The organism is Ruegeria sp. AU67, from assembly GCF_900312795.1.
Taxonomy (GTDB): Bacteria; Pseudomonadota; Alphaproteobacteria; order Rhodobacterales; family Rhodobacteraceae; genus Ruegeria; species Ruegeria atlantica.
Map to the genome: position 1 here is coordinate 26,154 of NZ_OMPH01000005.1, position 12,356 is coordinate 38,509.

The following is a 12,356-nucleotide window of genomic DNA, read 5'->3' on the forward strand; positions in this document are numbered from 1 at the left end:
AAGAAGCCAGTCAGATCAGGCTGGTTTCCGACCACGGATGTGATGTGGGCAATGCTCTCCGGTTTTTAGCACGGGCTGCATAGCGTCCCAGATCTCGATTTGATGTTCGATAAACTCCGCACCATGCCGGGCTTCCCATTCAACTCGGTTGGGCCCGGTTAATTCCTCAAGCTCTGCAGCAGATACCTGAGCATACCAAGGGTTGCGGTTGACCAACTCTACGTCTTCAAAGCCCGCCAACTCCATAGCAGCACGGTACTTAGAAGGTGACGCCATCTGAAACTCCAAGGCTTCCATTTTTACGTAGTGCGCCATTTCGGGTGACATTTCCCCGTCGTGATTGGTCAACCAGTCAGAAGCGGCGAAATGACCACCCGGTTTGAGCACGCGATACGCTTCTGCGGCCATCGCTACTTTGTCGGGGATATGAATGATCGAGTCTTTGGAAAACACAACGTCAAAAGTACCATCTTCGAAAGGCATTGGGCCTGGAGTGACCTCTATGATTTCGATCTTTTCTTCCAGACCTGCCCGCCTAACTCGGTCTCTCGCAGCTGCGCATACTGGGGCCTCTACATCAATGCCGGTCACATTGGCAGCGCCGAGTTCCTGTGCCATCAACACCGCGATAGCCCCAGAACCACCGCCGATATCGAGGATATGCTTATCCCTCAGATCAATCCCCTCAACAACTCGAGCAACTTCTTCAGGGCCTCCCGGTGAAAGAAATCCCTCCCCCCAAAGCTCCTCCAGAAAGTTGACCACCTGTCGGTCGTATAGGATTTCGTCTGACATAGGATTTCCCCGCGTCTGATTGTCAGTCAATCACTGTAGTGAAGCCTTTTCTCCCTGTTCAGACAAGCTTTATTGCGCAATCGAAGGTCTGTGATATGGCTTTTATTGAATGATCATTCAGTCAATAGACATTAATCGTTTTGAATGATATTCGGAGAAATGAACGCTAAGATAGGAATTTCTTGCCATGGACGACCTCCTTCCGACGCATGTCCAAACCGTGATCATTGGCGGGGGATCTATCGGCGCGAACACGGCCTACCACCTTACTAAGCTCGGCCATACCGATGTCGTAGTTCTGGAACAGGGACAGCTGACATCAGGAACCACTTGGCACGCTGCAGGTCTGATTGTAGCCGGCCTTCTCAAGTCGGAGGCTGAGTGCGCCATCTACACGCATGGGCGGGACCTTTATGCCAACCTAGAGGAGGAAAACGGTATATCCACAGGTTTCCGCGACGTTGGATATCTACAAATTGCAACCAACGAGGAACGCCTGCATGAGATGCGCCGTGTCGCAGCCTTCATGCGGCGTTTTGGGATAAACAATCATGAAGTCTCGGTAAGAGAAGCGCAGGAGATGTTCCCTATTGGGGACCTATCAGACGTCGTTGGAGCATTCCTAATTCCGGAGGACGGTCGGGCCAACCCGGTGGACGTGACAATGTCTCTGACCAAGGGAGCCAAAAACAGAGGCGCCCGTTTCTTCGAAGGTGTGCGGGTCGAAGAGATTTTGGCCAGGAACGGCACGGCGACAGGAATTCGCACCGTGAGTGGTCATACCATAACAGCCGAAAACGTTGTGATCTGCGGTGGCATGTGGTCTCGCCAACTGGGTGCAAGACACGGGGTAAATCTACCCCTCCAGGCGGCTGAACACTACTATCTGATAACGGAAAGTATTCCGGGCCTACCCCGCGATCTACCCATTCTCGAAGACCCTTCCACGTACACTTATTACCGAGAAGAAGTTGGTGGGATGATGTTGGGACTTTTCGAACCGGGTGCTGCGGCTTGGAAGCTCGATGGCATCCCAAATGAATGGCAATTTGGAGAGATCGAGCCAGACTGGGAACGTGTTGGACCCGACCTGGAGAAGGCCTATTCGCGCGTACCTGACACCATGAACTACGGCGTCAAAAAACTATTCTGCGGACCGGAGAGCTTTACACCTGATCTTGCGCCGCTTGTTGGCCCAACGCCTGAACTGCGCAATCTTTGGGTTGCATGTGGGATGAACTCCCTTGGCATCCTGAACGGCGCGGGCACAGGCATGGTTTTGGCCCATTGGATGGTGGATGGCTTGCCGCCAATCGATGTCACCGGCATCAACGTCAATCGCTTCTCCCGTGAAATGGCGACACCAGCTTTTCGACGCGACAGAACACCTGAATTGCTAGGAAAGCTCTTTGGCCAGCACTACCACAACGAGAATTACAAAACGGCCCGGAACGTTAAGCGTTCAGTGCTCTACGACCGGCTCAAAGAGGCCGGAGCCTTTTTCGGCGAAGGAAATGGCTGGGAACAACCAGATTGGTTTGCTCCGACGCCCGAACAAGCCAAGGTCGAGAAATACAGTTGGTTTCGCCAAAATTGGTTTGATTGGCACGCTGAAGAACATAAGGCAGCACGCGAGGATGTCATCGTAATGGACATGACATCAATGGCGTGTTTCAACGTAGAAGGCCCGGACGCATGCGCACTCCTCTCTCGCCTGTCTTGCAATGACGTTGATGTTGAAGCCGGTCGCGTCGTCTACACGGCCTGGGTAAATGAACGAGGTGGATTTGAGGCTGACCTTACAGTCACCCGATTATCCGATCAGAGATACTTGGTCATCGTGGGTGAAAACTCGGCGGGTCACACCGAAATGCGCATGCGACGGCACATTCTGGACGATGAGAACGTTGTTATCACAGACATCACCGCAGGACGCTGCCAGATCAACGTTCATGGTCCAAAGTCACGCGAACTTTTGAGCAGAATATCTGGTGCTGATTTGTCCGATGAAGGTTTTCCCTTCATGACTGCTCGAGAAATCGACATCGGGTACGCCGTAGTTACGGCCTATCGCTTGACCTTTATCGGCGAGCTCGGCTGGGAGCTTCACGTGCCTGCCACTCAGGCAGTACAGACCTACGATCTGATAATGGAAGCAGGTCGTGATTTGGGCGTTCGCAATGCCGGAATGCAGACCCTTAACTCCCTTCGGCTCGAGAAAGCCTATCGTGATTTCGGAATTGATGTGGGCAACACAGACAACCCGATTGAGGCCGGTCTTGGCTTTGCCGTTAGATTGGACAAACCCGGTGGCTTCATCGGCAGGGAAGCACTAGCCGCGATCAAAGCAAAAGGCACGCCCAAGAACCGAATGTTGCAGTTCCTGCTCAAAGACCCAGAGCCTCTCATGTACGGCAACGAGATGATTTACCTAAACGGCACAGAAGTCGGATATATTCAGGTTGGCGGATATGGGCACACTCTCGGCGCTGCTGTCGGTATTGGTTTTGCGGAGATTGGCGAACCGTTGACTGCCGACGTAGTCGCAACGGGGCAATGGCAGATCGAAATTGCCGACGAGAAATACGATGCTACCGCCTCGTTAAAGCCGCTTTATGACCCCGACATGCGCAAGATAAAGTGCTGATGCATTATTGTTCAGTGCTGTATTTCAAACCGGAAAATGTTTTGGGAAAAACCGCGACAGCGAAAGCATGCAAACATCCCTGAATTCCCGACGATCAGCCACTTTGGGATAGAGCATCATGCTGAGCCAGGCCCCATCAGACATCGCCTCTACAGCCCGGGCTGTTTTTTCCGGATCGAGATCGTCGTAACCACCATCGACGATCAATTCACCACACAGCTGCAGAATTCGGCCGTATCTTTCGTTGTCATATTTATTATGTATTTTCAAGTAATTAGGGCGATACTTCGCTTGACCCCAGAAAGCAAACCAGACAGCCAAGCGCTTATGGGTGCAGATGCTTTTGTCAAAATCCGCTCGAATGATGGCAGCCAACCTATGTGCGGCAGTGGGTTTCGCAGCGTCGTAAGACTTTAGCCAATTCTCATAGTGTTCTTGCGCAAGAAAACCCAGCGCAGCGTCGTACAGTGCTTCCTTGCTGTCGAAGTGATAGTTCACAACGCCATGGGACAGATTGGCAGTTTCGGTCACATGTTTAAGCGTCGTGTCAGAAAACCCGCGCTTCGAGATCGAGTCGATGGCAGCCATAATCAACTGCAAGCGACGAACTTCAGGAGGTTCGGCGCGTCGTTTTTTCTGAAGCTCATGCGTCTCCAATTTAACTCTCCTCTCGGTCGGCCATCTGCCTGTCCAGCAAATCCGCCCTTTGTTGCCGGAACATAACAATAGCAGCGATAGCGACACAAATGGCGATCACAAGGATCATGATGGTCGCCAGCGCATTAATATCCGGCCTGAGGCCTAGTCGAATGCGCGAAAAGATCAATATTGGCAAGGTATTTGCACCTGGGCCAGTAACAAAACTTGCTATGACCAAGTCATCGAGGGACAGAGTAAACGCCAATAGCCAGCCGGAAATGAGGGCTGGTGTCAGCTGTGGGATCGTGATGGCAGTCAGAACTTTGAACGGTTTTGCACCAAGATCGGCAGCCGCTTCTTCCAAAGTTTGCCCCACGCCGGTCAAACGCGCCTGAATTGTCACCGCCACGTAAGCCATTGAAAAGGTAATATGCGCGATCGTAATTGTCGCAAAACCACGTTCTGCCGGCCATCCGATCAGCTGGTTCAGGGAAATAAAGAAAACCAACAAGGACAATCCGGTTATCACCTCGGGCATCACCAAAGGAGCAACCAACATACCACCAAACAACGTCCGCCCCTTGAACCGACCAAAGCGCACCATAGCCAGTCCTGCCAAGGTTCCGAGCGCTGTCGCAAAAGTAGCATTCACAACAGCAATCTGAAGACTGAGTGAAACAGCGCTCCAGACTTCAGCCGACTGAAAGAGTTCCTTATACCAACGTAGGGACCATCCTCCCCAAACTGGTACGAGTTTGGAGTAGTTGAATGAGTAAATGACCAACAGGATCATCGGGATGTAAAAGAATGCCAATCCCAAGGTCAGCATGATGGTCAAAAAGCGGGAGCGTTTGGCGTACATTTATTGCTCCTCCGATGCTTTGCCCTGGTAGTGCTGGAACACCATGATGGGCAGCACCAGAATGATAAGCAGAACAATCGCCACCGCGGCAGCAACTGGCCAATCACTGTTTCTAGAGAACTCATTGTAGAGAACGCGACCAATCATTTGCACGTTTCCGCCCCCCAACAGGTCGGGGATAACGTATTCCCCTGTCGCGGGGATGAAGACCAACAAAGAACCAGCGACAATACCGGGCATCGTCAGCGGCAAAGTAATTTTGAAAAACGTGTTCGTTGGCCGGGACCCAAGATCGGCAGCCGCTTCGTTCAGACTGTTGTCCAACTTCTCCATATTCGCGTAGAGCGGCAGGATCATGAATGGCATATAGGTATAAACGATCCCGATATAGACGGCGAATTCCGTGTACAGCATGCGGATCGGCTCATCGACTATACCCAGCGTTATCAGAAGATTGTTGATCGTGCCTTGATCCGCAAGCAGGCCCATCCACGAGTAGACACGCAATAGGAAGGACGTCCAAAACGGAAGAATTATAGCAAACAACAATAGCGGCTTCGCGACTGGCCCCGATCGTACAATTGCGTAGGCGATGGGGTAACCAAACAAGAGGCACAAGATCGTGGAGGTCACTGAAATCTTGAGAGAGTTGACGTAGGTGTCAAAGTATAGGCTGTCTTCCCAGATGTAGATAAAATTGTCGAACACCAGACGGATCGTCATGATCCCGTCGCCAGTCCAATCAATCAAACTGGTAAATGGAGGGCTTGCAATCGCCAGTTCGGCCAAGCTTATTTTGGCGACAATAAAGAACGGCGCTAGAAAGAAAACGAGCAGCCAGAGGAACGGCACAACGGTAACGATCTGTCGCCATCTGTATTGAATACGCCGCATGAACAGATGAAGCAGGGGCAGTCGTTTAACCGGAAGCGGTTCAGGCATATCCTCCGTGAAATCCGTCATGAGTGGAGCAACATGGCGCTAGACGGATCCCAGCTAATATTCACCTTGTCTTCCCAAGTTATTCGCCGTGTGGCATGCGTCGGACGAGATTGGTTGGGCATGGTGACGTCGAAGACTTCGTCATTGGGAAGCCTCACCTTGTAGGTTGATGTCTCTCCCAAATACCCAACGTCGTCGATGATTGCCGATGTCTGGTTAGAGCCTTCAGCGACCTCATCCGATTTCTCAAGTCGAATTTTCTCCGGCCTCAAAGCGACCCAAATTTTGCTGCCAACCATCACGGAATGACCGTGATCAATAAACACTTCGCAGAACGCGGTTTCGACCCGAACATGGTCGGCCCCATCCTCGATCACCCTTCCCTCAAAAATATTTGCGGATCCGATAAAGTCAGCCACAAAGCGTGATTCCGGGAACTCGTATATCTCTGTCGGAGTTCCAATCTGTTTGAAGCGACCCGCGTCCATAACAGCCATTCTCGAGGACAAGGTCATTGCTTCTTCCTGATCGTGTGTCACAACGATAAACGTGACACCGACCTTGTCCTGAATGTTTGCGAGCTCAAACTGCGTTTGCTTACGTAGTTTTTTGTCAAGCGCAGCCAAAGGTTCATCCAAGAGCAGCAGTTTGGGGCGTTTGACTAAGGCCCGCGCCAACGCGACCCGCTGACGTTGTCCGCCAGACAATTGCTTGGGTTTTCTCTTTTTGAAATCTTCCAGCTCAACGAGCTTGAGGATGTCGTGAACCCTGTCAGCTAAGTCGAACTTGGGGACATGGTCCTGCTCCAACCCGAATGCCACATTTTTTTCGACGGTCATATGCGGGAACAACGCATAGCTTTGGAACATCATGTTTGTAGGGCGTTCGTAGGCTGGCACATCAGCCATATCAACACCGTCGATCGTAATTGTGCCCGCATTCAAATCCTCAAACCCTGCAAGCATTCTAAGCAGTGTCGACTTTCCGCATCCCGATCCACCCAGAAGGCAGAATAACTCTCCTTTGTAGATGTCCAGATCGACGTTATCGACGGCGGTCACTTCACCGTATTTCTTGGTTACACCTCTGATTTGAACTAGGGGTTGCTGCTCTTTTTGCTCGAGCCAAGGTGCTGCACTGACAGTTGTGGAAACGGTCAATTTGGGCCTCGCAGTCTGCCAGTGTGGATTGGAGGGTGCAGTAGCGATCCGATAGGAACCGCTACTGCACTTGCTAGTGTGAGTGGATCAATTACCGGCCTTGAAGTCAGTCCAGGTGCGCGTCTGCAAACGCTCGACCTTGGGAGGAAGAACGGCAGTCGTATACATCTTGGCAACCTGATCCGATGTCGGAAAAGCGGCCGGGCTGGACGTGACGGCTTCATCAACCATTGGTTTGGCTGTCAAGTTGGCAGTCGCATACCAAGTGAAGTTACTATCATTGGCTCCAACCTCGGGTCGCATCATGTAGTTGAGGAAGAGATGTGCGTCTTCCTTGTTGGCAGCGTCCTGCGGGATCAGCCAGCCATCAATCCACAGCTGTGCTGTGCGATCGCCTTCGGGCAAAAAGAAGTCTAGCACGACACCAGTATCGGCTTCAGCTGCACCGGACATCGCAAGAAGACCATCCGGGCCCCAAGTGGTTGAAACACAGAACTCTTTCTGAGGCATCCGCTGATAGGCATAGTTGTCGAAGGTTTTGATGTACGGCCTAATTTCCGCCAGCATCTCCCCAACTTTCTCATAGTCTTCCTTGTTTGTGGAGTTCGCATCCAAACCCATATGCGCCAGAGCCATTGGAATGATGTCGCCCGGAGAATCCAAGAACGAAACGCCACACTTGGACAGCTCTTTCATGTGCACAGGGTCGAACACCATATCCATCGATCCGATCGGGGCGTCAGGATAAGTCTCTTTCACCAATTCTTCGTTGTATGTGACCCCGTGCGTTCCCCACATATACGGAATAAAGTGCTGGTTGCTTGGATCCCACTCGCTGGCCAGCTGTTCCAAAATGGCCGGATCAATGTGCTTAATGTTATCGAGCTTCGACATATCAAGCGGAGCGACGATACCCGCCTTAATCAGCCGAGCCGTATCACTGCCGGCATGACTAACCACGTCATATCCGCTGTTTCCTGCCAGGAGCTTAGCATCAATTGCTTCGGCAGAGTCATACGGATCATAAATGACCTTGATTCCGTATTCTTTTTCAAAGTTCGAAATTGTGTCTTCAGCGATGTACTCTCCCCAATTCGTAACCTTCAACACACGCTCTTGCGCGAATGCCGATCCCGAAATTGCAGTAGCCGTTACTGCTAAAACTGTAATCCCGGCAACTTTCCTGATTGAGCTCATGATTTCGCTTCCTCTCCCTGAGTGGTGGCTGCAGCAATTTCGCTTGCCTTGTCTGCTAGACACTATTTCCAATGATCGCGCCCTGCGTCGCGGGCGCGATCATTATGCACCCCATCCTCCTCCAGCCGCCATGTATTTATCTGACTGGTCATTCAGAACGGTAGTCTGATGAAATCTTCGCTGTCAAGCGCAGCCGGGAAGATTTTGATCAAATCCCCGCAACTGTTAAAATTGAACAAAACTTATGCAAATAGAGTGAAAATCACAATGCTAAACCGACTTCGAGATCTATTTCGAATCTACTTCTGAATGATTATTCAGTCAGAAATTGTTGACGCACAACCAAAACTGAGCGAAACCTACAGTTACTTGAAGGGGGGGCTGATCAAGTTGAACATTCAAGATTGTATGCTTGAGCTCGCCTACCCAGTTGAAACACTTACTTACCAAGTCAAAATTAAGCGGATTGCACAGATGCGCGACGAAGCCAGAAATACCGAAATTCCCGCCAATTGGGACCGGCGCGGGCTGCCCGGGTGGTGCTACCACAGCGCCGCTCTTCTTGAGCTCGAGAAGAGCGAACTCTTCAAAACTCACTGGCAAATCGCCTGCCATATTTCGGATATTCCGGAGCCCGGTAGCTTCCTTTGTTTTGACATGTGCGGCGAACGCGCTCTGATCTTGAAAGCTAACAATTCGGACATCCGCGCGTTTCTAAACGTTTGTCGTCATCGCGGTTCTCGGCTCGTGTCCAAAGAACAAGGAAAATGTGCGAACGCTCTGGTCTGCCCATTTCACGGCTGGGTTTACAATCTAGATGGAACGCTGCGTGGCGCCGCCCGCCCCGAGTCCTTCCCCGATCTCGACAAGCACGAGTTTGGCCTGAAAGAAATCGAAATGGAAATCTGGCAGGGGTTTGTCTTTATCCGATTCAAACCCGGCCCCCAGCCATCGGTAGCGGAACTTCTTGCCCCGATTGAACAGGAAATCTCTGCCTACAAAATGGCCGAACATGTTCCGACGGACGGGGTATGGACGGAGGAAACTCCGGTAAACTGGAAATCAATCAGAGATGTCGACAACGAAGGATATCATGTCCCTCTCGCCCACCCTGCCCTTCAGGACTTATATGGCTCGACTTACGCAGATGAACCATATGTCGATGGCATCTCACGTTCCGATGGAAAATTTACTCCGACGAAGGGTCGTCGGTGGGCCGTTCGCAACTACAAGAAATTCACAAAGCCACAGCCTCACTTACCTGAGCATTTGCACAAAACTTGGCTCTACTACGGCATTTTTCCGAATGCAGTAATAGCGGTCACGCCTGAGACAACCCTGTTTTATCAGGAGTTTCCAGTCACGACAGAAATGTCCATCCTTCGAAGCGCAACATACCGAAACCCAAACGAAGACCGCCAACAAAAAGCGGCGCGGTACCTTGCCGCTCGGATTGATCGAGAAACAGTGGAAGAAGATATTCAACTGACGATATGGTCAAACGAAGCCATGGCCTCAGAGGCTTTTGAGGGCTTCTATCTTTCTGATCTTGAGTACGGCGTGCGCTCCCACCACGACCATTTGAGGAAAATACTACCCATCTATAACTCTGAAGTAACGCCCGGAGAGGATGAAGTTGCCTCGCTGAATGATGAATTGTTGGCTGAGACGAAATCGTGACGAAAGGTGTTTTCAAATCGTCAGAAGCAGAAACTCAAAGGCAGTTCCTGACAACGACTATCGGAACGCCAGGTTCTGGCGCCACACGGTATGCTGCAGCGATGTATTTTTTTAAGATCGGCAAGCTTTCTGTCGAGATGCTGGAAATATACCGAAGATGCAGCAAGTTTGACACGGAAGATCCGCTCGATCTGGCTAGATATGAGGGCGTTTCAATTCCAAATTTTGTTTGCGATTTAAGCTCAAGCACCGACGCAAGACTGCTTCTGCGCAAATGACAAAACTCTTGGACAATTCAGATCCTTGTAAGGTCTCAAGAGGCCGAAGAAGAAGCGGAAGCTCACTCCGGAAATTGTCTCTCAAGTCACTTTATTTGTTGGAGCGAAATCATTGAGTGCTCATGACTTTGACGTCGTTGTCGTTGGTGCCGGAGCTGCGGGAATCGCGGCTACTCGCGCCCTCAAATCGGCAGGTCTAGCGGTTGTTTGCGTTGAGGCATCTAACCGCGTTGGAGGGCGTACACACACGGATACGGAAATCTTTGGTGTCCCGTTCGACATGGGAGCGCACTGGATGCACACCGAACATGTAAACGCTCTGAAAGCCCCGGGTCTCGCACTTGGTCTTGATCTCTATGCGGCCCCGGACAACGCGATGACTTATGGCTTGGAGGATGATGCCGTTCTTTGGGACGAAGTCGATGAAGTTCATAACGCGATAAATGAGGCGGCGCGCTTCGATGCAGAAATTGAGGCAAGCACCGGAATTCCAACAGATCGATCCCTGGCTGATATTTGGGAAAATAAAGGACCTTGGTCCTTTACAGCAGCGATGACATTTGCGTTGTCGATTGCCAGAGACTTGCCGGACACATCGCTGCGAGACATCAGTGCCTGGGAAGGCGGTGACGACTGGTTTTGCCGTGAAGGCTTTGGACATCTCATTGCATGCACTGCACAGGGTCTGCCAATCAAACTGGACACCCCAGTCACAACAATAAAATCTCTCGCGGATGGCGTGCACATAACGACGGCTAAGGGCAACATCAAAGCTCGTACCGTAGTCGTAACAGCTTCCGTTGGGGTCCTCGCCGAAAACACCATCCGCTTTGATCCCCCACTCGAATCTGACCGGCGCGCAGCGCTCGAGCTTATCACAATGGGAGATTACAATCACGCAGGCCTACTTTTCCGCCCTGGCACGTTGCCCGTGCAACCCGATACTTGGCTGACATACCTCTTAGAACCCGACTCGTCTGGAGTGGCCCGCGGTGGCGGTTTTCTTTGCAACATATCAAACACCGGTCTAACCAGCTTTGAAAGTTCTGGAAGCTTTTCCAAAGACTTGCAAGACGCGGGACCTGAAAGTGCTATAGAACACGCGCTCGATACTCTGGTTGACTTTTTCGGTACGGCCATCAGAAACGACTTCATCAAGGGGCACGCGACCTCTTGGCGAGATGAACCTTACATCCGCGGCTCCTACGCAGGAGCCAAGCCCGGAGGTCACAACCAACGGGCTGTGTTACGCCAATCTCATACTGAGTGGGTGCATTTCGCCGGTGAAGCGACACATCCTACCCAACAATGCTCGGTCAGCGGAGCCCATTTAGAAGGACTAAGAGCCGCGGAAGACGTATTGGCACAATTGCGCTGAAAGCTTAGCAATCAAATTGGTACAGCAAGTGGAATACCCTAGGACTATCAATCATACATTTCGAAAAGAACCGCAAAGCTTTTTACCGCTTTTCCGTGCTTGGCGACGAATTTGGATCGGGCCACCGAGTCACAGACAGATGATAATAGGTCAGTGGTTCAGGGGAGCAACAGGCAGTTACTTTTCTGAGGGTCATTTCAATTCGGCTAAATGATCTCTCTCCTGTAGTTTTCTTGGATGACTGCTAAGGTACGAACACCTGATTTAGTATTATAAAACACTTAAGTCTGCTTTGTGGTCAAAGTGATGGACATCTGGCTGGATGGAACGTCGGCATTGCCTCAAGGTCAGATTTGTAAATCGAGCGCTTGCGAATTTCTTGCGACCGACAGAGCTTATCAATTGTGGCGCTCAATCTTGAATCCAGGAAAGTGGCCTGCGATAGCGCGAATAGGGCCTTAATCCTGAAATCCACATTTCTTTAAAACGTTCTGAGAGGCGAGATTTTGACGATCAGTCGTTGTGTATAGTATCCATGGAAGATTCCAGAAAGGCGAATTCAACGAGGCGAGCACAAGCTTCTGTCGCATATCCTGCACCCCACGTTGACCGCTTTAGGACGAAGCCAATCTCAATATCTCGATCTGGCCATTGATACCTCTGGAGCAATTCAAACTCTGTATCCTCAGCGTCGATCGGGAGCGAGAGGAGTGCGGCGTGGCCAATTTTTCGTTTGTGGTCTTCTCAGTCAAACACCAAATGCCAATGCAGCCGCTAC

Annotated in this window: 11 protein-coding genes; 4 read left to right on the plus strand and 7 right to left on the minus strand. The window is 51.1% G+C overall.

Translation table 11 applies throughout. The features are described 5' to 3' along the window. Positions 1 to 15: 15 nt before the first annotated feature. Complete coding sequence (locus tag DK510_RS00805) at positions 16 to 795, minus strand: class I SAM-dependent methyltransferase (RefSeq protein ID WP_109310498.1); 780 nt, start codon at positions 793 to 795, stop codon at positions 16 to 18. Between the two features lie 187 nt (positions 796 to 982). Between DK510_RS00805 and DK510_RS00810 the strand changes: the two genes are divergently transcribed. Further along, positions 983 to 3,442 carry an FAD-dependent oxidoreductase gene (locus tag DK510_RS00810; protein WP_109310499.1) on the plus strand — a complete coding sequence of 820 codons (2,460 nt, stop codon included), beginning with the start codon at positions 983 to 985 and terminating at the stop codon, positions 3,440 to 3,442. 24 nt (positions 3,443 to 3,466) lie between these two features. On the opposite strand, the gene DK510_RS00815 is transcribed toward DK510_RS00810, so the two are convergent. The 5 genes from DK510_RS00815 to DK510_RS00835 form a co-directional block, all read right to left on the minus strand. Then, positions 3,467 to 4,099, minus strand: coding sequence for a TetR/AcrR family transcriptional regulator (locus DK510_RS00815; protein WP_109310500.1), 633 nt, complete (start codon positions 4,097 to 4,099; stop codon positions 3,467 to 3,469). A gap of 1 nt (position 4,100) precedes the next feature. Next, a complete protein-coding gene (locus tag DK510_RS00820; RefSeq protein WP_109310501.1) occupies positions 4,101 to 4,943 on the minus strand; it encodes an ABC transporter permease subunit in 843 nt (280 codons plus the stop codon). Further along, positions 4,944 to 5,837: an ABC transporter permease subunit gene (locus tag DK510_RS00825; RefSeq protein ID WP_234998847.1), complete on the minus strand. Its 894-nt coding sequence runs from the start codon at positions 5,835 to 5,837 to the stop codon at positions 4,944 to 4,946. It abuts the gene before it with no gap. A 65-nt stretch (positions 5,838 to 5,902) separates the two neighbouring features. Further along, on the minus strand, positions 5,903 to 7,045 hold the full coding sequence (locus DK510_RS00830; protein WP_109310503.1) for an ABC transporter ATP-binding protein: 1,143 nt from the start codon (positions 7,043 to 7,045) through the stop codon (positions 5,903 to 5,905). Between the two features lie 87 nt (positions 7,046 to 7,132). Then, positions 7,133 to 8,242 carry an extracellular solute-binding protein gene (locus tag DK510_RS00835; RefSeq protein ID WP_109310504.1) on the minus strand — a complete coding sequence of 370 codons (1,110 nt, stop codon included), beginning with the start codon at positions 8,240 to 8,242 and terminating at the stop codon, positions 7,133 to 7,135. A gap of 309 nt (positions 8,243 to 8,551) precedes the next feature. Between DK510_RS00835 and DK510_RS00840 the strand changes: the two genes are divergently transcribed. From DK510_RS00840 to DK510_RS00850, 3 genes are all read left to right on the plus strand, one after another. Further along, positions 8,552 to 9,922: an aromatic ring-hydroxylating dioxygenase subunit alpha gene (locus tag DK510_RS00840; protein ID WP_234998837.1), complete on the plus strand. Its 1,371-nt coding sequence runs from the start codon at positions 8,552 to 8,554 to the stop codon at positions 9,920 to 9,922. Continuing rightward, positions 9,919 to 10,200, plus strand: a complete 282-nt coding sequence (locus tag DK510_RS00845; protein ID WP_109310505.1) for a hypothetical protein — start codon at positions 9,919 to 9,921, stop codon at positions 10,198 to 10,200. Before DK510_RS00840 ends, DK510_RS00845 begins: the two co-directional genes overlap by 4 nt. A 112-nt stretch (positions 10,201 to 10,312) precedes the next feature. Next, on the plus strand, positions 10,313 to 11,578 hold the full coding sequence (locus tag DK510_RS00850; protein WP_234998838.1) for an NAD(P)/FAD-dependent oxidoreductase: 1,266 nt from the start codon (positions 10,313 to 10,315) through the stop codon (positions 11,576 to 11,578). Between the two features lie 513 nt (positions 11,579 to 12,091). Here the strand turns inward: DK510_RS00850 and DK510_RS23555 are convergent. Further along, a complete protein-coding gene (locus tag DK510_RS23555; protein ID WP_160116420.1) occupies positions 12,092 to 12,247 on the minus strand; it encodes a GNAT family N-acetyltransferase in 156 nt (51 codons plus the stop codon). Positions 12,248 to 12,356: the final 109 nt, after the last annotated feature.